Annotated in this window: 17 protein-coding genes; 12 read left to right on the plus strand and 5 right to left on the minus strand. The window is 66.8% G+C overall.

Annotated features, from left to right (window positions below; translation table 11 throughout):
• Positions 1-77: 77 nt before the first annotated feature.
• Together cutA and dsbD are read left to right on the plus strand one after the other, a co-directional pair.
• Positions 78-389, plus strand: coding sequence for a divalent-cation tolerance protein CutA (gene cutA / locus C7402_RS33715; protein WP_181565720.1), 312 nt, complete (start codon positions 78-80; stop codon positions 387-389).
• Positions 382-2,355 carry a protein-disulfide reductase DsbD gene (gene dsbD / locus C7402_RS33720; protein WP_116613689.1) on the plus strand — a complete coding sequence of 658 codons (1,974 nt, stop codon included), beginning with the start codon at positions 382-384 and terminating at the stop codon, positions 2,353-2,355. The genes cutA and dsbD overlap by 8 nt, the downstream gene beginning before the upstream one ends.
• Before the next feature lie 66 nt (positions 2,356-2,421).
• Here the strand turns inward: dsbD and hemB are convergent, their stop codons facing one another.
• Positions 2,422-3,420, minus strand: coding sequence for a porphobilinogen synthase (gene hemB / locus C7402_RS33725; RefSeq protein WP_112174825.1), 999 nt, complete (start codon positions 3,418-3,420; stop codon positions 2,422-2,424).
• A 385-nt stretch (positions 3,421-3,805) separates the two neighbouring features.
• Positions 3,806-4,465 (minus strand): ribosome biogenesis GTP-binding protein YihA/YsxC, encoded by a 660-nt coding sequence (gene yihA, locus C7402_RS33730; protein ID WP_112174826.1) that lies wholly within the window; start codon positions 4,463-4,465, stop codon positions 3,806-3,808.
• A 239-nt stretch (positions 4,466-4,704) separates the two neighbouring features.
• Here yihA and C7402_RS33735 point away from each other — a divergent pair, with 239 nt between their 5' ends.
• The 5 genes from C7402_RS33735 (at position 4,705) to msrQ (ending at position 10,986) form a co-directional block, all read left to right on the plus strand.
• The gene (locus tag C7402_RS33735) at positions 4,705-5,379 is read left to right on the plus strand and encodes a c-type cytochrome (protein ID WP_112174827.1); all 675 of its coding nucleotides are present in this window, start codon (positions 4,705-4,707) and stop codon (positions 5,377-5,379) included.
• A gap of 169 nt (positions 5,380-5,548) precedes the next feature.
• Complete coding sequence (locus tag C7402_RS33740; protein ID WP_116613690.1) at positions 5,549-7,759, plus strand: cytochrome c biogenesis protein ResB; 2,211 nt, start codon at positions 5,549-5,551, stop codon at positions 7,757-7,759.
• A gap of 33 nt (positions 7,760-7,792) precedes the next feature.
• Positions 7,793-9,034 carry a c-type cytochrome biogenesis protein CcsB gene (gene ccsB / locus C7402_RS33745; RefSeq protein WP_112174829.1) on the plus strand — a complete coding sequence of 414 codons (1,242 nt, stop codon included), beginning with the start codon at positions 7,793-7,795 and terminating at the stop codon, positions 9,032-9,034.
• A 216-nt stretch (positions 9,035-9,250) separates the two neighbouring features.
• A complete protein-coding gene (msrP, locus tag C7402_RS33750) occupies positions 9,251-10,252 on the plus strand; it encodes a protein-methionine-sulfoxide reductase catalytic subunit MsrP (protein WP_116613691.1) in 1,002 nt (333 codons plus the stop codon).
• 14 nt (positions 10,253-10,266) lie between these two features.
• Entirely contained in the window at positions 10,267-10,986 is a 720-nt protein-coding gene (gene msrQ / locus C7402_RS33755) for a protein-methionine-sulfoxide reductase heme-binding subunit MsrQ (protein ID WP_165842056.1), read from the plus strand.
• Between the two features lie 111 nt (positions 10,987-11,097).
• Here the strand turns inward: msrQ and lysA are convergent, their stop codons facing one another.
• Together lysA and lptM are read right to left on the minus strand one after the other, a co-directional pair.
• Complete coding sequence (gene lysA / locus C7402_RS33760; RefSeq protein WP_116613693.1) at positions 11,098-12,369, minus strand: diaminopimelate decarboxylase; 1,272 nt, start codon at positions 12,367-12,369, stop codon at positions 11,098-11,100.
• A 9-nt stretch (positions 12,370-12,378) separates the two neighbouring features.
• Positions 12,379-12,735 (minus strand): LPS translocon maturation chaperone LptM, encoded by a 357-nt coding sequence (gene lptM, locus C7402_RS48360; RefSeq protein ID WP_116613694.1) that lies wholly within the window; start codon positions 12,733-12,735, stop codon positions 12,379-12,381.
• 35 nt (positions 12,736-12,770) lie between these two features.
• On the opposite strand from lptM, the gene cyaY reads away from it, so the two are divergent.
• Positions 12,771-13,088 carry an iron donor protein CyaY gene (gene cyaY, locus C7402_RS33770; protein WP_112174834.1) on the plus strand — a complete coding sequence of 106 codons (318 nt, stop codon included), beginning with the start codon at positions 12,771-12,773 and terminating at the stop codon, positions 13,086-13,088.
• An 84-nt stretch (positions 13,089-13,172) separates the two neighbouring features.
• On the opposite strand, the gene C7402_RS33775 is transcribed toward cyaY, so the two are convergent.
• Positions 13,173-15,617: a penicillin-binding protein 1A gene (locus C7402_RS33775; protein ID WP_116613695.1), complete on the minus strand. Its 2,445-nt coding sequence runs from the start codon at positions 15,615-15,617 to the stop codon at positions 13,173-13,175.
• A gap of 253 nt (positions 15,618-15,870) precedes the next feature.
• Between C7402_RS33775 and pilM the strand changes: the two genes are divergently transcribed.
• From pilM to C7402_RS33795, 4 genes are read left to right on the plus strand one after another with little or no spacing between them, the layout of a single operon-like run.
• Positions 15,871-16,866, plus strand: a complete 996-nt coding sequence (gene pilM / locus C7402_RS33780; RefSeq protein ID WP_116613696.1) for a type IV pilus biogenesis protein PilM — start codon at positions 15,871-15,873, stop codon at positions 16,864-16,866.
• Entirely contained in the window at positions 16,863-17,564 is a 702-nt protein-coding gene (locus tag C7402_RS33785) for a hypothetical protein (RefSeq protein ID WP_112174837.1), read from the plus strand. Before pilM ends, C7402_RS33785 begins: the two co-directional genes overlap by 4 nt.
• On the plus strand, positions 17,561-18,406 hold the full coding sequence (locus C7402_RS33790; protein WP_116613697.1) for a hypothetical protein: 846 nt from the start codon (positions 17,561-17,563) through the stop codon (positions 18,404-18,406). Before C7402_RS33785 ends, C7402_RS33790 begins: the two co-directional genes overlap by 4 nt.
• Entirely contained in the window at positions 18,403-20,010 is a 1,608-nt protein-coding gene (locus C7402_RS33795; protein ID WP_116613698.1) for a type IV pilus secretin PilQ, read from the plus strand. The genes C7402_RS33790 and C7402_RS33795 overlap by 4 nt, the downstream gene beginning before the upstream one ends.
• Positions 20,011-20,026 lie beyond the last annotated feature (16 nt).

The following is a 20,026-nucleotide window of genomic DNA, read 5'->3' on the forward strand; positions in this document are numbered from 1 at the left end:
TTCTGCCCCGAAGTCCGCGTTCGCTGCTGCGCGCGGGCGCCACGCCGGAGTTCGTCGTGACCCTCAATGTGACCCTGATGCTGACCACGGTGCCCGACGATGGCACCGCCGAAAAGCTTGCCTCCGGCTCGCTTGCGCAGCGCCTCGCCGCCTGCGTGACGCGTCTTGGCGTCGTGCATTCGGAATATCACTGGCAGGGGAAGATCGAGTCGGGCGAAGAGATCCAGCTGCTTTTCAAGACGAGCCTCGCCCGCGCGGCCGAGCTCGAACAGTTCATCCAGACCCAGCATCCCTACGAAACGCCCGAGATTCTCTCGTGGCAGGCCACGGCGTCGAACGCCTACGGGCAGTGGGTCAATGCCGAGACTCAGCGTCCCCTACATGTCTAACCGCATCAATCGGCGCTCGCGCGTCGCGCCTTCGCTCTTCAGCTTCTTCGCACTAGTCTGCTGTCTGCTGCCGCTGCTGTTCGGTGCGTCGCTGGCGCGTGCCGCCGACGATGACTTCCTGCCCCCCGATCAGGCCTTCACGTTCAGCGCGAGCGAAGAGGCGGGCATGGTCGACGTGCATTTCAAGATCGCGGACGGCTACTACATGTACCGCGAGCGCTTCGCCTTCGCCGCGCGCAACGGTACGACGCAACTTGGCGATGCGCAGATCCCGCCTGGCCACGTGAAGTTCGATCCGACGTTCCAGAAGAACGTGGAGACCTATCGCGGCGAATTGACGATTCGCGTGCCGGTGCAGAAGGCGGGCGGCCCGTTCGATCTCGCCGTGACATCGCAAGGCTGCGCCGATGCGGGCATCTGCTATCCGCCTGCGGAGCACGTCTATCGCGTGAGCGGTGCGGCTTTGCAGGCCGCTACGGCGGCCCAGAGCGTCGCTCCTGACGCGGCTCGGGCGCCGTCCACGCCCGCGCCCTTGCCCCAGCCGAGCGCCGCACCGGCTCCGTCTGATGCCGAGCCTTGGTACGAGCGCGCCACGAGCGCCGACTACGCCCAGTCACTGCTGCAAGGAGGCGGCTTCTTCGCGGTGGTCGGCCTGTACTTCGTCGCGGGCATGGTGCTGAGCCTCTTGCCCTGCTCCTATCCGATGATCCCGATCCTTTCGGCGATCATCGTCGGTGAGGGCGCGCGCGTGACGCGGAGCCGCGGCTTCGCGCTCTCGTTCGTCTACGTGCTCGGCATGGCGCTCGTCTATACCGCGCTCGGCATTGCTGCCGCCCTCGTGGGCCAGAGTCTGGGCGCGTGGTTGCAGAATCCGTGGGTGCTCGGCGTGTTTGCGGTGCTGCTCACGGCCTTTGCGGTGATGCTGATCGCGGGCTACGACATCGCGCTGCCGCAGCGCTGGCAGGACGGCGCCTCGCGCGCCACGCAGGGCCGCTCGGGCGGAAAGTTCGCGGCGGTCGCCTTGATGGGCGCGCTTTCCGCGCTCGTGGTGGGCGCCTGCATGACCGCGCCGCTGTTCGCGGTGCTCGCGTTCATCGCCCACACGGGCAACGCCGTGCTCGGCGGCGCGGCGCTCTTTGCGATGGGCCTGGGCCTTGGCGTTCCGCTGATGATTCTCGGGCTTGGCGCTGGCGCGCTGCTGCCGCGCGCAGGCACGTGGATGGACGGCGTGAAGGTGTTCTTCGGCGTCGTGCTGCTGGCCGCCGCGCTGTGGATCGTCTGGCCGGTGCTCGGCGCGACCGCGCAAATGCTGCTCGCCGCGCTCTGGCTGCTGCTCGCGGCGGCGGCGCTCGGCCTGTTCACGCCGAATGCGGGGTCGTCCAACGTCTGGCGCCGTCTTGGACGTGGTCTGGGCGCGGCGTTCGCCATCTGGGCGGCGACGCTCATCGTCGGGCTTGCCGCCGGCTCCAGCGACCCGCTGCGTCCGCTCGCGGTGCTCGCCGCGCGCGAGGGTGGTGCGGGCGGTGTGGGCGCTTCCGCCGCCGTGACCGGAAACCAGAACGGCGGTGCGAACGCAGCCGATGCGCTGGCGTTTGCGCCCGTGCGTTCGCCTTCGCAACTCGACGCGGCGCTCAAGTCGGCAGGCAAGCCGTCGATGCTCGACTTCTACGCAGACTGGTGCGTGAGCTGCAAGGAAATGGAGAAGTTCACCTTCAGCGACCCACGCGTGCAGGCGCGCCTCGCGCAACTCGGGTTGTTGCGCGCCGACGTGACGGCCAACAATCCCGACGATCAGGCGCTGCTCAAGCGCTTTGGCCTGTTCGGGCCGCCGGGCATCATCTTCTTCGATGCGCAAGGCCGCGAAGTGCTGCGCGTGGTGGGCTACGAAAACGCCGACCGTTTCCTCGCGCGGCTCGATCGCGTGACGGCGCCCGCAGCGCAACCGCAGGCTTCTCCGTCAGCCTGAGCGCGGGCGCAAAAACAAAAGGGCACGTCCGTGGACGTGCCCTTTTGCATGTGAGGTAAGCGACGCTTACTTCTGCGCGCGCAGCAAACGCGCGGCGTCGAGCGCGAAATACGTGAGGATGCCGTCGGCGCCCGCGCGCTTGAACGCGAGGAGCGACTCCATCATCACCTTGTCGTGATCGAGCCAGCCGTTTTGCGCGGCGGCCTTGAGCATGGCGTACTCGCCGCTCACCTGGTACACGTAGGTCGGGAAGCGGAACTCGTCCTTCACGCGGCGCACGATGTCGAGATACGGCATGCCGGGCTTGACCATCACCATGTCCGCGCCTTCCTCGATGTCGAGGCGCACTTCGCGCAGCGCTTCATCGGAGTTGGACGGGTCCATCTGGTAGGTCATCTTGTTGCCCTTGCCCAGATTCGACGCCGAACCGACGGCGTCACGGAACGGACCGTAGAACGCCGAAGCGTACTTGGCCGAGTACGCCATGATGCGCGTATGAATATGGTTCTCGCTTTCGAGCATCTCGCGGATCGCGCCGATGCGGCCGTCCATCATGTCCGAAGGCGCGACGATATCGACGCCCGCTTCGGCCTGCGTGCGCGCCTGCGCGACGAGGATCTCGATGGTTTCGTCGTTGATGACGTAGCCGTTTTCGTCGAGCACGCCGTCCTGGCCGTGGCTCGTGTACGGGTCGAGCGCAACGTCGCAGAGCACGCCGAGATCGGGGAAACGTTTCTTCAACTCGCGCACGGCACGCGGAATCACGCCGTCCGGGTTCGTCGCCTCGACGCCATCGGGCGTCTTGAGCGCCGGGTCGACCACGGGGAAGAGCGAGAGCACCGGAATGCCGAGTTCGACGCACTGCTCGGCGACGCCCATCAGCAGATCGATGGACACGCGCTCGACGCCGGGCATCGACGGCACGGCTTCGCGCACGTTGTTGCCCGCGACGACGAACACGGGGTAGATCAGGTCGTTGGTGGTGAGGAGGTTTTCGCGCATCAGACGGCGCGAGAAATCGTCACGTCGCATGCGGCGCGGACGATGATGCGGGTAGAAGCTCATGTCGGCGGATATCTTGAAACGGGATGGGTCCCGGGGCGCGGGAAACTTTTCGGGACAATGGTATATCATACCGATCGAGCGAGGCGCCTGGCGCCGAGCTCCCCGCTTCTCCTCCCTGAGCGGGTGCCTGTCGTTTTTCGATAAGGCTGTTTAACCCGCCGGCATTTACGGCGGGTTTTTTTCTGGGAGGCTGAAAATCGCGGTTTTAGCGCCGCGAGCGGGCCCGCAAAGGGCGTTGACGGCCGTGGCCGGTGAGCGTTGTGTGCGGTAGCGCACATAGCGGGTCTCAAGGCTGCGCGTCTTGCCGGAAGATCAGACGAAAGCGCGCCAAACGCCCGCCAAACGCCCGCTGGCGCGGGCCGCAGCCCCGAGCGGCGTTACTTCGTTACTTCGCTGCCGCGCCGGTTTCTTCCTCGGATGCCTGCGGCACGATCCAGCTTTCGATCACCGCGTGCGCCTCGTCCAGCCCCACGCGCTTGAGCGCGGAGAAAAGCTGGGCGCTCAATTTCCCTTCGTAGCCTTGCTGACGATATTCGTCGAACGCCTTGTTCGTCGTACGCAGCGCGAGCACGCTTTCCTGACGCGTCAATTTGTCGCATTTCGTGAGGAGGGCGTGGATCGGCTTGCCCGTCGGCGCGAACCACTCGATCATGCGGCGGTCGAGGTCGGTGAGCGGGCGACGCGCGTCCATCATCAGGACGAGCCCCACGAGCTGGGCGCGCGTTTGCAGATACAGCGAGAGCAGTTGCTCCCAGTGCGCCTTCGCGGCCAGCGGCACTTCGGCGTAGCCGTAGCCCGGCAGGTCGACAAGATAGCCGGCCGGTTCGTCAGCGGGGCCGACGCCGAAATAGTTGATGTGCTGGGTGCGGCCAGGCGTCTTCGAGGCGAAGGCGAGGCGCTTCTGGTTGCACAACAGATTGATGGCGGTGGACTTGCCGGCGTTCGAGCGGCCGGCGAACGCGACCTCGGGCCGCGCCGTGGCGGGCAGATCGCGCAGGTGGTTGACCGTCGTAAAGAACCGGGCTTGATGCAGCAGGAAGGCCATCGGAAAAGGACCACATTATGAAACAACGCGGCGGGTGGCCCCGCCGGGCCCGGAAGCGCCCGGGATGGAATCTGGGATATCGGGGCGAGGCCCGACTGGCGCGGTGACGCCTTGCGCGCTATTGTACAATGCGATGGTTTACTGAATACCAGTGAGGCCAGCGCGGGCCTTTCGAGGTAGATCGGTCGCTGTCGTCCATTGCAGAACCTGATTCCCACAAGACGAAACAAGGTGCGCGAATGAATCGACTGGGCAAGTCCTTGAAGGTGTTCGAGAGTGCGATAGCGGCGGGTCTTACAGCAAGTTTAGTCATGATGGCGGGGCAAGCAAAAGCGGCGGAGCAGGGCACGCCGGCCAAGCCCGATCTCGCCCGGGGGCAAGCGATCGCCGCGCAGGTTTGCGCGGCCTGTCACGCGGCCGACGGCAACAGCGCCGGCGGCGCTTATCCGAAGCTCGCCGGCCAGCACGCCGACTATCTCGTCAAGCAGCTCAAGGACTTCAAGCCACAGCCCGGCGGCAAGCCGGCCGCACGCGCCAACCCGATCATGGCGGGCTTTGCGGCAGCGCTGTCAGACCAGGATATGATCAACGTCGCAGCCTGGTTCGCCTCCCAGACACCCAAGCCCGGTTACGCACACGACGCGAAGACCGTGCCGCAAGGTCAGGCCATCTGGCGCGGCGGCATCGCCGACAAGGGCGTGCCGGCGTGCGCGGCCTGCCACGGGCCCACGGGGCAGGGCATTCCGATCCAGTACCCGCGCCTGTCGGGCCAGTGGTCGGAGTACATCGTCGCGCAGCTCAACGCGTTCCAGCAGGGCACGCGCAACAACAACGACCCGATGCGCACCGTCGCGCACCGGCTCTCGGACGACGAAATCAAGGCCGTCGCCGACTACGCCGCAGGCTTGCACTGACTGTGAGTTTGCCGCGCGATTGCCGCGCGTCGATCGAAGCGGCCGGCAGGAGAACAAGAAAGGGTGAGGGCGTCGCCACGCCGGCGGCGCGCCTGCACCCTTTTTTGCTGTAGCGTCTGACACGCGTGCGAAACCGACGCACGAGCGAGAAGCGAAAAGCGGAGTTTGAATGAGCGTCACCACGCAGGGTTTGCAGTTGAATGTTCGCCAGAAGGCGGTGAAAGGCGCCGTCGAGCTGATCAGTTCGATGCGCTTCGCGATTGCGCTGCTCGTCGTGCTCGCCATTGCGAGCATCATCGGCACGGTGCTCACGCAGGACGACCCTTACCCGAACTACGTCAACCAGTTCGGCCCGTTCTGGGCCGACATCTTCCGCTCGCTGAGCCTCTACACGGTCTACAGCGCGTGGTGGTTCATGACGATCCTCGGCTTTCTCGTGGTGTCGGTCTCGCTGTGCGTGATCCGCAACGCGCCGAAGATGCTCGCGGACATGAAGAGCTGGAAGGACAAGGTCCGCGAAGGCAGCCTGCGCGCGTTCCATCACAAGGGCGAATTCGCCGTGGAAGGCGGCACGCGCGAGCAAACCGCGGTCACGCTCGGCAAGCTCGCGGGCCGCATGGGTTACCGCTTCGTCACGCGCGAAACCGAAGGCGCCACGCTCATCGCCGCCAAGCGCGGCGCGCTCACGAAGATCGGCTACATCTTCGCGCACCTCGCGATCGTGGTGATCTGCATCGGCGGCCTGCTCGACAGCAATCTGCCGATCAAATTCCAGATGTGGCTCTTCGACAAGACGCCCATTCGCAGCAATGCCGTCATCAACGACATTCCGCCCGAGCACCGGCTCTCGCAGTCGAACCCGACCTTCCGCGGCTACGCGTGGGTGCCGGAGGGCCAGTATGTGTCCACGGCCATCCTCAACCAGCCCGACGGCTCGCTGATCCAGGACCTGCCGTTCTCGATCCAGCTCAACAAGTTCATCGTCGATTACTACTCGACCGGCATGCCCAAGCTGTTCGCGAGCGACATCGTCGTGATCGACCACAAGACGGGCCAGCGCGTTCCGGCGCGCATCGAGGTGAACGAGCCGTTCGAGTACGACGGCGTGTCGATCTATCAGTCGAGCTTCCAGGACGGCGGCTCGCAGATGTCGATGACCGCATGGCCCATGGCGGGCGCAAGCATGAAGAGCTTCCCGTTCGGCGGCACGATCGGCAATTCGGCGCCGCTCGCGGCGCCCGCGGGCCAGAGCCTGCCGGGCATGGACGGCCAGACGATCGAATTCGCCGACTTCCGCGCGATCAACGTCGAGAACATCTCGAACGGCAGCGGGGTGAACGACGTGCGCGGCGTGGCACACCAGTCGCTCAAGGAAGCGTTCGACGAGCGTCTCGGTTCCGGCGCGAAGAGCTCGAAGCCGCTCGACCTGCATAACGTCGGGCCCTCGGTGCAGTACAAGGTGCGTGACAAGGACGGCCAGGCGCGCGAGTACAACAACTACATGCTGCCCGTGGACGTGGGCGGCGGCGATCGCATGTTCCTCGCGGGCATGCGCGAGAATCCCGACGATCCGTTCCGCTACCTTCGCATTCCCGCCGACAGCGGCGGCACGCCCAAAGAATGGATGATGTTGCGCGCGGCCTTCGAAGATCCCGCGTTGCGCGTGCAGGCGGCGAAGCGCTTCGCGACGCGCTCCGTCCCCGATTCGAACCGCGAACTGCAACAGCATCTGGAGGAGAGCGCGGAACGCGTGCTGACCCTTTTCGCAGGCACGGACGCGCCGAAGACGGGCGCGGCAACGCCGGCAGGCGGCTTCCAGGCGGTGGCGACCTTCATCGACAAATCGGTGCCGAAGGACCAGCAGGAAAAGGCTGCGGGCCTGCTGCTGCGCATGCTGGAAGGCGCGACGTGGGACCTGTGGCAGCTCGCCCGCGAGCAGGCCGGCGAGCCGGACCTGAAGCCCGATGCCGATTCCGCGCGCTTCGTGCAGGACTCGATCAATGCCATATCCGACAGCTTCCTGTATGGATCGCCTGTCTATCTACAGCTCGATTCATTCAAGCAGGTGCAAGCTTCGGTATTTCAGTTGACGCGCGCGCCGGGCAAGAAAGTCGTGTATCTTGGCAGCCTGTTGCTCGTGCTTGGCATCTTCTCGATGTTCTACGTGCGTGAGCGGCGGTTGTGGTTCTGGCTGAAGGATCGGAAAGATCCGGATGGCGAGGGCCACGGCGTCGACGTCATCATGGCGATGTCGACCGCCCGCCGTACCCTCGACTTCGAGAAGGAGTTCGCCCGTACCCGCGACGCGGTCGGCCGCGCGCTGGGCGCGGCGCCGAAGACTGGCGACGCGAACGGCAACGGCACGGACCGTGCGCCGTGATCCAGGATATTCACGATCGACACCGGTAAGCCCATGGACTTGACTCAGGTTTCCTCTTCCGCAAAGGCTCGCCGCGCCGAACGCGCTGCTTTGGCCGGCTCCGCGGCGCGCGACGCCGCGGGCGCTCACGACCTCCACACGGACGACTTCTTCGACGAACGCCCGTTCCTGCGCCGCCTGAGCGCGCTCGACTGGCTGTTCGCGCTGGCGCTCGTGGCGGGCGCGGGTTTCGCGCTCTCGCGCTACCACGCGCACATGAACTACTACGACAAGCTGGTGCTCTGCGGCACGACACCGGCGCTCGTGGTGCTGGGCTGGCGCTGGAAACCGGCGCGGCTGCTCATGGCCGGCATCGCCGTGCTCGCGATCGGGGCCATCCAGATCTACCAGGGCGACCTCGCGCGCGCCGATCAAGCCTTCTTCCTCAAGTATTTCCTCTCCAGCCAGTCGGCCATTCTGTGGATGAGCGCGCTCTTCGTGCTCGCCACGCTGTTCTACTGGATCGGGCTGCTCTCGCGCTCGGCCACCGGCGGCGCGATCGGCACGAAGCTCACGTGGGCGGCGGTGCTCATGGGCTTCGTCGGCCTGATGGTGCGCTGGTACGAGTCGTATCTGATCGGCGCGGACGTGGGCCATATTCCCATCTCGAACCTCTACGAAGTGTTCGTGCTGTTCAGCCTCATCACGGCGCTCTTCTATCTGTATTACGAAAAGCACTACAACACGCGCGCGCTCGGCGCGTTCGTGCTGCTCGTGATCAGCGCGGCCGTGGGCTTCCTGATGTGGTACTCGATCGCGCGCGACGCGCAGCAGATCCAGCCGCTCGTGCCCGCGCTGCAAAGCTGGTGGATGAAGATTCACGTCCCGGCGAACTTCATCGGCTACGGCAGCTTCGCGCTCTCGGCCATGGTGGGCGTGGCCTACATCATGAAGGAGCGCGGCGTGCTGGCGGACCGCCTGCCCTCGCTCGACGTGCTCGACGACGTCATGTACAAGTCGATCGCCGTCGGTTTCGCGTTCTTCACCATCGCCACGATCCTTGGCGCGCTGTGGGCCGCGCAGGCCTGGGGCGGCTACTGGAGCTGGGACCCGAAGGAAACCTGGGCGCTGATCGTCTGGCTCAACTACGCGGCCTGGCTGCACATGCGCCTCATGAAGGGGCTGCGCGGCGGCGTGGCGGCCTGGTGGGCGCTCACGGGCCTGCTCGTCACGACCTTCGCGTTCCTTGGCGTGAACATGTTCCTCTCGGGCCTGCACAGCTACGGCAAGCTGTAACCAAAACCGCTCGCAGGACGAACTAACCGTCGGATGCCTCGCGCTCCGACGGTTTTTTTTCGTCAGCCTGGAAGCTTTGCGCGCCACGTGCGTTTGCCCGCTTGAGGTCATCCAGTCGATCCACCCCTCGCCCCCTCGCGAGTCGCGGCGGGGACGGATCGCGACACCATCAACGCGCCGGTGGCGCCAAGCCGCGCAGGAAGCAGGAGCAGCAACATGTGGATCAAGCGGAGCAGCAGGATCTTGCTCAACGGTGACGACATCCCCGCGAGCGAAATCACGCCGCAAAAGGTGTTCGAGCAGCGCCGGCGCATTTTGCAGGCGGCGGGCGCGCTCGCGCTGGGCGGCATTGCGGGGCCATTCGGCGCGACGCAGGCGCTCGCGGAATACGCGCCCGGCGACCCGAAGGCCCAGAAGCTCGCCGCGCAAACGAACACGAAGTTCGTCGCGCTCGACAAGGTCACGCCCTACAAGGACGTCACGACCTACAACAACTTCTACGAGTTCGGCACCGATAAAGGCGACCCGGCCCAGAACGCGCACACGCTGCGCCCACGTCCGTGGAAGCTGAGCGTCGAAGGTGAGGTGAAGAACCCGAAGGTCTATGACATCGACGAGATCCTCAAGCTCGCGCCGCTCGAAGAGCGCGTGTACCGTCACCGCTGCGTGGAGGGGTGGTCGATTGTCGTTCCGTGGATCGGTATTTCGCTTTCCGAACTGATTCGCCGCGCGCAGCCTACGGGCAATGCGCGTTATGTGCAGTTCGTCACGCTCGCCGACCCCTCGCAGATGCCGGGCCTCGCCGAGCCGATTCTCGACTGGCCGTATTCGGAAGGCCTGCGCATGGACGAAGCGATGAATCCGCTCACGCTGCTCACCGTGGGCCTGTACGGCCAGGTGCTGCCGAACCAGAACGGCGCGCCCGTGCGTGTGATCGTGCCGTGGAAGTACGGCTTCAAGAGCGCGAAGTCGATCGTGAAGATCCGCTTCGTCGCGAACCAGCCACCCACTAGCTGGAACAAGTACGCGCCGAACGAGTACGGCTTTTATTCGAACGTGAACCCGAACGTCGATCACCCGCGCTGGAGCCAGGCCACGGAGCGGCGCATCGGTGAGGACGGTTTCTTCCAGCCCAAGCGCAAGACGCTCATGTACAACGGCTACGGCGATCTCGTGGCGTCGATGTATCAGGGCATGGATCTGCGCAAGAACTTTTGAGCGGCGCACGCGCCATGGAGCGAGAGATGGAATCGACAACCACACCGCAGGCAGCGGCCTTGCCGCGTGCGAAGGCTGCGAAAGCGGGCGCGCGCGCGGCGGGCGCCACCGGCCCGCGCTGGCTGCCATGGGCGAAGGGGGCGGTGTTCGTCGCCGCGTGGTATCCGCTCGCACGCATCGTGTTCTTCGGCTTCACCGACCGGCTGGGCGCGAATCCGATCGAGTTCATCACGCGTTCCACGGGCCTCTGGACGCTCGTGTTCCTCTGCATCACGCTCGCGGTCACGCCGCTGCGCCGGCTCACCGGCTGGAACGCGCTGATCCGCTTTCGCCGCATGCTGGGCCTGTACGCGTTCTTTTACGCGGCGCTGCACTTCACCACTTACATCTGGTTCGACAAGTGGTTCGACGTCGCCGCAATGCTCAAGGACGTGGGCAAGCGGCCGTTCATCACGGTGGGCTTTGCGGCGTTCGTGCTGCTGATTCCGCTTGCGGTGACGTCCACGCGTGCGATGGCGCGGCGGCTCGGGCGGCGCTGGCAGACGCTGCATCGGCTCGTCTATGCGATCGGTGTGCTGGCGATCCTCCACTTCTGGTGGATGAAGGCGGGCAAGCACGATCTCGCGCTGCCCAAGCTCTACGGCGCGATCATGCTGGTGTTGCTCGGCTGGCGGCTGGGCGTGTGGCTGCTTGGGCGATGGCGCGCCGCGCGGGCGGGCGCAGGCGCCGTGTAGCGGCCAGATCGGCGTTTCTCAGTCACTTCTCAGGCGCTTCTCGCGCGAGCAGACAACAAAAAAGCGACGCCGGGGCGTCGCTTTTTCGCATGGACGGAGCGCCGCAAGCGCTTAGTCCGGCAGCACGCGCTCGCTAGCGAACAACTGCGCCACGTTTTCGCGCTCGCGCGCGAGATGCACGCGCGTGCCGTCGACCATCACCTCGGCCGCGCGCGCACGCGTGTTGTAGTTCGAGCTCATCACGAAGCCATAAGCGCCCGCCGAGCGGATCGCGAGCACGTCGCCCGGCTCGATCGCCAGGTCGCGCGAGCGGCCCAGCCAGTCGCCGCTTTCGCACACCGGGCCGACCACGTCGTAGGTCTGGGCCTGCGCATTGCGTTCCACGACCGGCTCGATCGCGTGATACGCGTCGTACATCGCGGGGCGGGCGAGGTCGTTCATCGCCGCATCGACGATCGCGAAATTCTTCTCCGAACCCGGCTTCAGGAATTCGACGGTGGTGAGCAGGATGCCCGCGTTGCCCACGAGCGAGCGGCCCGGCTCGAAGTACACCTCGCGCGCCCGGCCGACCTGCTTGCCATATGTCTCGATGCGGTCGAGCACCGTGCGCACGAACTCGCCGATATCGGGCGGCGTTTCGTCGTCGTAGCGAATGCCGAGGCCGCCGCCCACGTCGATGTGGCGGATGCTCACGCCGTCGGCTTCGATCTGGTCGACGAGTTCGAGCAGCTTGTCGATGGCGTCGAGGTACGGCGCGATTTCGGTGATCTGCGAGCCGATGTGGCAGTCGATGCCGACCACTTCGAGATTCTGCATGGCCGCGGCCGCGCGATAAGTGGCGCGCGCCTCTTCGAACGCGACACCGAACTTGTTTGCCTTCAGGCCCGTGGAAATGTACGGATGCGTTTTCGGATCGACGTCCGGATTCACGCGCAGCGAGACCGGCGCCTTCCTGCCGAGCTGGCCCGCCACGTCGTTCAGGCGGTCGAGTTCGGGAATCGATTCGACGTTGAAGCACTTCACGCCAGCTTCGAGCGCTTCGCGCATTTCACCCGCGGTCTTGCCGACGCCCGAGAACACCACGTCCTGCGCCTTGCCGCCCGCCGCGAGCACGCGCGCGAGCTCGCCCGCCGAAACGATGTCGAAGCCGGCGCCTTCGCGCGCGAACAGATTGAGCACCGCGAGGTTGCTGTTCGCTTTCACCGCGACGTGCACCTTGGCGTGGCGGCCGGCGCAGGCGTCGGCATAGGCGTGCCATGCGGCGGTGAGGGCCGCGCGCGAGTACACGTAAAGCGGCGTGCCGTACTGCGCGGCGAGATCGGCGGCGGACACGCCTTCTACGAAGAGCGTGCCGTTGTCACGGTGAAAAGCGGACTGGGTCATGCGAGCATCTTATTGGGTTGGCTCGGCGCCGGAAGCCGGTTGCGGACTGCCGGTGGCCGAAGGTGGGGTGCTGAGTTCGGTGTCCGGGGACAACGAGAGCGGCGTGCCCGAGGTGTCGGGAATCGTCCCGAGCGGCGCCGACGCCGACGATGCCGAGTCAGGCGCATTCGCGGGCGTGTTCGCACCGGTGTCCTGCGGCTCGGATTCGAAGCTGGGCTTGGGCGGAAGCGGCGGCACGGTGGGCATGTACAGCGGCCCGCGCTGGCCGCAACCCGCGAGCGCAACGGCGCTTATCGCAAAAGCCGCTAGAATCGCGCGGGTCGATACGCGGGATGCCGCTGCGCGCATCTCTGAAATGACACGCATAATTGTCCCTGAATGAATAACCGGTGGAGTTTAGCATGCCAGACAGTGACTACCTGAGCCGCGCGGAGGCCGTGCTGGCGGCCGTTGAGCGCGCCGTGGACGAGACCGAGGCCGACATCGAACTTGAGCGTAGCGGCAACGTTCTGACGCTCGAATTCGAGAATCGCACGAAGATCATCGTGAATCTGCAACCGCCGATGAGCGAGATCTGGATCGCGGCGAAGGCAGGCGGTTTCCACTATCGCTTTATCGACGGCGAGTGGCGCGATACGCGCACGGGCACCGAGTTCTTCTCGGCGCTCACGGCCTACGCGACGGAGCAGGCGGGCGAGCCGGTTCGGTTCGCGCCCTGAAGCCAAAAGCGTGAGCACGTAAAAAAAGCGGGCGCCAGTTGCAAAGCTGGCGCCCGTTTTTCATGGTTCCGGTTCCGGCGAGATTCAGTGCCCCCGGAACAGATTCATGATGTCTTCCTTTTCCTTCGCATTCACGTGTTCGGGCGTGGGCGCCGCGCCGGCGCTGTCACTCCCGCCCGCGCCCGAAGCCCCGCTCGCCGAGGCTTCCAGCGCCGCCTGGCTGATGCCCACCGTGGAGACGAAGCCGCGACCCGGCGTGGCGTCGGCATAGTAAAGCTCGTCGCCGAGCGTGACGATGCCGTCGGGCATCGCCATCTTGTACTCGGGCACGCCGTTGAGCGCCTTCTGCATGTAGTCGATCCATACCGGCAACGCGAGGCCGCCGCCCGTTTCCTTGTCGCCCAGGCTGCGCGGGTTGTCGTAGCCGATCCACGCGATCGCGGCCAGCGTGTGCTGGTAGCCGGCGAACCAGGCGTCGCGCGAGTCGTTGGTCGTGCCGGTCTTGCCGCCCAGGTCGGTGCGCTTGAGGACGTTCGACTTCGCGCCCGTGCCGCGCTGGGCGACGCTCTGCAAGAGGCTGTTCATGATGTACGCGTTGCGCGGGTCGATGGCGCGCGGTGCGTTCTGCCCGGCCACGAGCGGCTGCGCCTGGGCGACCACCATGCCGCGCTGGTCCGTGACCTCGGCGATCAGATACGGATTCACGCGATAGCCGCCGTTGGCGAACACCGAGTAGGCGCCCGCCATCTGCAACGGCGTGACGAGACCCGCGCCGAGCGCCATTGGCAGGTAGGCCGGGTGGCGGTCGGCGTCGAAGCCGAAATGCGTGATGTACTGCTGCGCGTACTTCGTGCCGATATGGTTGAGGATGCGGATCGACACGAGGTTCTTCGACTTCATGAGCGCCGTGCGCATGCTCATGGGGCCGTCGAAGCCGCCGCCGTAGTTCTTCGGCTCCCACGCCTGGCCGCCGGTTTCCGCAGCACTGAAGAAGAGCGGCGCGTCGTTGATGACGGTGGCCGGCCCGAGGCCCTTGTCGAGCGACGCCGAATAGATGAACGGCTTGAAGCTCGAACCGGGCTGCCGCCACGCCTGCGTGACGTGGTTGAACTTGTTCTTGTTGAAGTCGAAGCCGCCCACGAGCGCGCGGATCGCGCCGTCCTGCGGCACGATCGAGATGAACGCGCCTTCGATCTGCGGCAACTGCGTGATCGACCATTCGCCTGCGTTGTTGCGCGCCACGCGGATGATCGCGCCTGGCCGGATTCTCTGCGACGGCTGCGCGCGCGTGCTCAGCGCGAACTGCGCGAAGCGCAGACCGTCGCCGGTAATGATCGCAGTGTTGCCGTCCATGAGGGTGGCCTGCACTTCCTTCGGGCTCGCGGCGGTGACGACGGCCGCCACCAGCTCGCCGTTGTCGGGGTGCTCGACGAGGGCGTCGTCGATGGCCTGCTCGCGGTCCTCGGCGTCGGAGGGCAGGTCGATGAACGCTTCCGGCCCGCGATAGCCGTGGCGGCGCTCATAGTCCATGAGCCCCTTGCGCAGCGCGTGATAGGCGACGTCCTGATCGGCCGAGTCGATGGTCGTGACGACGTTCAGGCCGCGCGTGTACGCCTCTTCGTGGTACTGCGCGTACATCATCTGGCGCACCATTTCCGCCACGTATTCGGCGTGGACGCTGAACTCCTTGCCCGCGCCCTTGACGACGAGCGGTTGCGCCGCGGCCGTGTCGTACTGCTCCTGCGTGATGTAGTGCAGTTCCAGCATGCGCTGGAGGATGTACTCCTGACGCACCTTCGCGCGCTTCGGATTGACGACCGGGTTATAGGCCGAGGGCGCCTTGGGCAGCCCGGCGAGCATCGCGCATTCGGCGAGCGTGAGATCTTTCAGATCCTTTCCGAAATACACGCGCGCGGCGCTCGCGAAGCCATACGCGCGCTGACCCAGATAGATCTGATTCATGTACACCTCGAGAATCTGATCCTTCGAGAGCTTGGACTCGATCTTGTAGGCGAGCAGCATCTCGTAAATCTTGCGCGTGTAGGTCTTTTCGCTCGAAAGGAAGAAGTTGCGCGCCACCTGCATGGTGATCGTGCTCGCGCCCTGGGTGGCGTGGCCATTGGTGAGCGCGACCACGCCCGCGCGCGCGATGCCCGCGAGGTCGACGCCGCCGTGGTCGTAGAAGCGCGCGTCCTCGATGGCGAGAATGGCCTTCTTGAGATTGTCGGGCACGTCCTGGAAATGGACGATGTCGCGCCGTTCCTCGCCGAATTCGCCGATCAGCACGTGGTCGCGCGTGTAGATGCGCAGCGGCACCTTCGGGCGGTAGTCGGTGAGCGCCTCGAGCGAAGGCAGGTTCGGGGTGGCCACGACGAGCGCGTAGCCGAGCACCAGCGCCACGCACACCACGCCCGCGAAGATCAGGCCGAAAAAGGCGATCAGCAGCGTAGCCCACCATGGGCGTTTGCGCCGCCTGGGTGGTTCGGGCGGCGTGGAGGGCGGCACGGACGAAGGAAGCTGATCTTGCATACGAACACCAGAAAAACGGTCCCGCGATTATAGCCGCCGCTCGCCGCGGGGCTTTCGAGATGCTTACATACGCGGACCCATGCGATTGGGCAACCCGATATCCGCACTGTAGACGCGCCTCTCGCGTGTGGGTAGCACGCAGGTCGAACGTTGGCCATATGGCCGAGTATTCGGGCGAGGCGCGGGTTCGCACAATGTCCCCATCGACGCGCGGCGAATGGTTCGCGGCGCGCGGGCGTATGGGAGAAGTGCAATGGGATTCGGGAGTTCGGTGTTGTTGGGCGCGCGCCGCTATGCCGCGGGCGTGGATCTCGGCGTGCGCGGCCTCACGCTGGTGGTGTTGAGCCAGCGCGTCGTCGGCGCGGGGCCGGTCCGGCTCGAATGGCTGGCGAGCGCGCCGCTCGCGCGCGAGGCGCTGGCGGGCGCCGAGATCGTCGATCGCGCAGCCGTTGTCGGTGCGTTGCGCAGTGTGTTTGGCGAGTTGCCGCGTGCTTGCGCGGCGGCGTCGCTGCGTTGCGCGATGGCGCTGCCCGCGAGCGCCACGCTCGTCGCGACAGTACCGCTCGCGCGCTTCGCGCCATCCGGCCCGGTAGACGACTCCGGCATTCATGCGGGCCTGGAGCCGCTCGTGCTTGCGGAGGCCGAGCGTGTGGCCGGCGTCGAGCGCGGCGAACTCGCGGTCGACTGGAGCGTGCTGCCGGCCACGCCCGCCCTCGACGCCCGGCAGGCGCGCGAAGCGCAGATCACGATCGCGGCAACGGCGCGGCAGCACCTGGAAACGCGCATCGAATGTGCGGCCATGGCCGGCATCACGCTATGCGCCATGGACGACGAAGCGCACGCCGCGTTGCGCGCCATGCGGTATGCGGCGGCTTACGAGCTGCCGCCGCACGAACCCTGGGTGGCGCTCTGGATCGGACAGGAAGGCGTGCACGGCTGGCATCTGGTCGACGACTCGGTCGTTCGGCAGATGCGCTTTCCGGCGCTCGAGCATGCCGATCTCGTGGAGGCGTTGCGCGATCTTGTCGATGGCGAACAGCCCGGCTGCGTGCAGGTTTCGGGCGAGCTTGCCATGCTGCGCGGCGTGAACTTCACGCTGGCCGACATCGGCGACGCGCTGAGCGCGCCGGTGCTGCCGTTCGAGTGCGCGCCGCTCGCCGACATCGAACGGTCTCTCGATGCGCACCTCCTGCATGATCCCGCGTGCGCTGTGGCGTTCGGGCTCGCGCTGCGCGGGGTGAGCGAATGACGGGCGCGGTGTCGGGCGGGCGTGCTGTGCGCATTGTCTCGCCACGCGCGCTCGGCGGGTTCAATCTGCTGCCTTGGCGGCAGCGTGCGATCCGTCGGCTGCGCCGGCGGCGGTTGTTCGAGTGGTTGGCCGCCGCGGTCGCGGGCGGCGCGTGTGCGCTCGGGGTTGTGCTCTGGCAGTTCGAGGAGCGCGGCGGGATCGAGGCGCGGCGTGACGTATTGGAGCAACCGCTTGCGCACTGGCGTGCTCCGTTGGGCGAAGCGCAGCGGCTGGCGCGCGAGGCCGAGGCGCGGCGTACCGGCGAGCAACTCGCGCGACAGCATGCGCGGGCGGCAACGCGCCTTTTCGCGCTCGCCGATGCGCTGGCGAGCGGCGTTCCACCGGGCACAGGTTTGGAGCAGCTTGCCCAGTTCGCTGATGAAACCGATCTGCTGGCGAGCGCGGCGGACGAGTCGGCTGCGGCAGCATGGCTTGGACGGTTGCGCGCGCTGCCCGGCGTCGAGACCGTGAGCGTGCGAGAGCTCAAGCGCGCAACACCGGCGGGCGGCGCACGCGCAGGTTCAAGTTCAAGTGCACGCCCGCAGGAGGGGGAGCCGATTCGCGTCGCAGCGCATCTCGTCTGGCAAGGGGCGAGCGATGTGCCGCGCGCCGACAGGCCCGGCGTGCAGCGAAGTCCCGCAGCGAAGGAGGCGAAATGAGCGCCGCCGTGCAGGCGCGAGCGAGCGTTGCATGGCGTGGCTGGCCGCCGCTTCATGCGTGGAGCGCGCCCCGGCGTCTTGCCGTCGCGTTGGCGATCGCATTCCTGTCGGGAGCGGTGGCGAGCTGCGCGTGCATCGTCGGGGATCCGCTGGGCGTGCATGCGGGGCGCACCGCGCTGGCGGACGCCCAGATGCGTTACGACGACGCCAGGCGAGCGTTGGCGCGCTTGCCCGCGTTGCGCGAGGCAGCGGCCGGGGAGGCCGCGCACGTGCCGCACGCCGGCAATTCTGCGGACGACATTCGCCGGATCTCGCAGCTTGCCGCACAAGCGGGCCTCGTCTTGCACGCCCTGGAGCCAGGTGCCGCCGGCGGTGCTCACGCCGAAGCGTTCCGTTCGATCAAGCTGGTCGCGCAAGGCAGCTTTGCGCAATTGCGTTCGCTACTGGAAGCGTTCGTCAGCGAGCCTGCCTTGACGGTGCCAGCCGAACTGGCGATCCGGCGCACGAGCGCCGGCCTTTCGATATCGACGACATTGCGCGTGTACGACGCGCTGCCCGCCGCACCGCTTGCCTTGGCGTCCGCCGAAGGCGCCGGGGCGGTTGCCGACCCGTTCGCTCGCGCCACGGCGGCCGGAAGCGCTCAGAGCGGCTGGCGGCTCGCCGGCATCCTTCAGGACCGGCAGCGCATCGTCGCGCTCGTGGAAACGCCCGAAGGCGTCGTCACGGCGCAAGCGGGGCAGGCGATTGGCGACGGGCGCGTCGTGCAGGTCGGGCCGGCGCGTGTTGTCGTGCTGGCGGGCGGGGCGACGCACGCGCTCGGCTGGACCGAGGCGGCGAAATGAGCGCGGTCCGTGCGGGCGTTTGCGTGCTCTGCGCATCGCTGTGGAGTGTCGCCGTATCGGCCGCCACGCCATTGCCGCAGCGTGCGTGGGCGCGGCAGTCAGTGGCGCTCGCGCATTACGAAGCGCCGCCGCTGCCGAAAGACACGGTAGGCACAGAGGGTGCGGAAGCGTCGTCGTCGCAGTGGGTGGCCAATCCTTTTACGGGCGGCGGCGAGGGCGCGGCTCCAGAAAACAGCCCGGCAGACAATGCCGACGAGGCTGCCGGCGGCGCGCCGCCCGCACGAGAACCCAGCAGCACCGTACCGGTTACTGCGCCCCTCGAAGGGCCGCCCGTGCCCATGCGCGCACCGGCGCGGCTCAGCGACTCCGCCGCCGGTGACGACGGCTTGCCGCCCGACCGGCCCATCACGCTCAACTTCCAGCGCGCGGAACTCACGGCCGTACTGCACGCATTCGCCCAGTTCACGAAGCTCAATATCGTCGCAAGCGAACGGGCGCGCGGCCAGGTCACGTTGCGCCTCGATCGCGTGCCGTGGCGCACCGCGTTCGACCTGCTGCTCGAGGCGAACGGCCTGGCGATGTCGCGCATTGGCGACGTGATCTGGGTCGCGCCCGCCGCCGAGCTCGCGGCGCGCGAGCGCCAGCGCTTCGAGGCGCATGCGCGGGCCGCCGAGCTGGAGCCGCTCGCGAGCCGCGCGTTCGAGCTGCACTATGCACGCGCCGAAGACTTGCGCCGGCTCCTGAGCGGCTCGGGTGCGCAGCGCGCGCTTTCGAAGCGCGGCGCTGCCGTGGCGGATACGCGCACGAACCTGCTGTTCGTCACCGATCTGCCAGCGCGGCTCGACCAGATCGGCGAACTCGTGCGGCGTCTGGACGCGCCGGCGCGCCAGGTGCTGATCGAGGCGCGTATCGTCGAGGGGGACGAGGGACTCTCGCGCGAGCTGGGCGTGCGCCTTGGCGTGACGCCCGTGGCGGTGGACGGTTCCACCGCGCGCGGCCTGAGCACGGGTGCGGACGGCACCGTCTACGACCTTGCGGCCGGACCGCTTTCGGGTTTCGAGGCTGCGGGCCTGGGCCTCACGCTGCTGGCCGCGCGCGCCACGCGCCTGCTCGACATCCAGTTGAGCGCGCTGGAGGCCGAGGGGCGCGGTCGGGTGGTGTCGAGTCCGCGCGTCGTCACGGCCGACCGCGTGAAGGCGGTCGTGGAGCAGGGCACGGAGCTGCCGTATCAGGCCAAGGTCGGGCAGGGCGTTTCGGGCGTGCAATTCCGGCGCGCCAGCCTGAAACTGGAGGTGGAGCCGCAGATCACACCCGACGGCCGTGTCATTCTGGACCTCGACGTGGCCAAGGACAGCGTGGGCGAACAGACCGCCGCCGGGCCCGCGATCAACACCAAGCACGTGCAGACTCGCGTGGAAATCGAGGACGGCGGCACGGTGTCGATTGGGGGGATCGACGCAAGCGATGATCGGGATGATGTGACGCGTGTGCCGCTCCTGGGCAAAATACCGTTTTTGGGCGCGCTTTTTTCGCATCGCGCGCATCGGGACCAACGCAGCGAACTGGTGGTTTTCATCACGCCGCGTGTCGTGGAGTCGAACTGACCCTAGTTGGCCGCAA

Source organism: Paraburkholderia unamae, assembly GCF_003096875.1.
GTDB lineage: Bacteria > Pseudomonadota > Gammaproteobacteria > Burkholderiales > Burkholderiaceae > Paraburkholderia > Paraburkholderia unamae.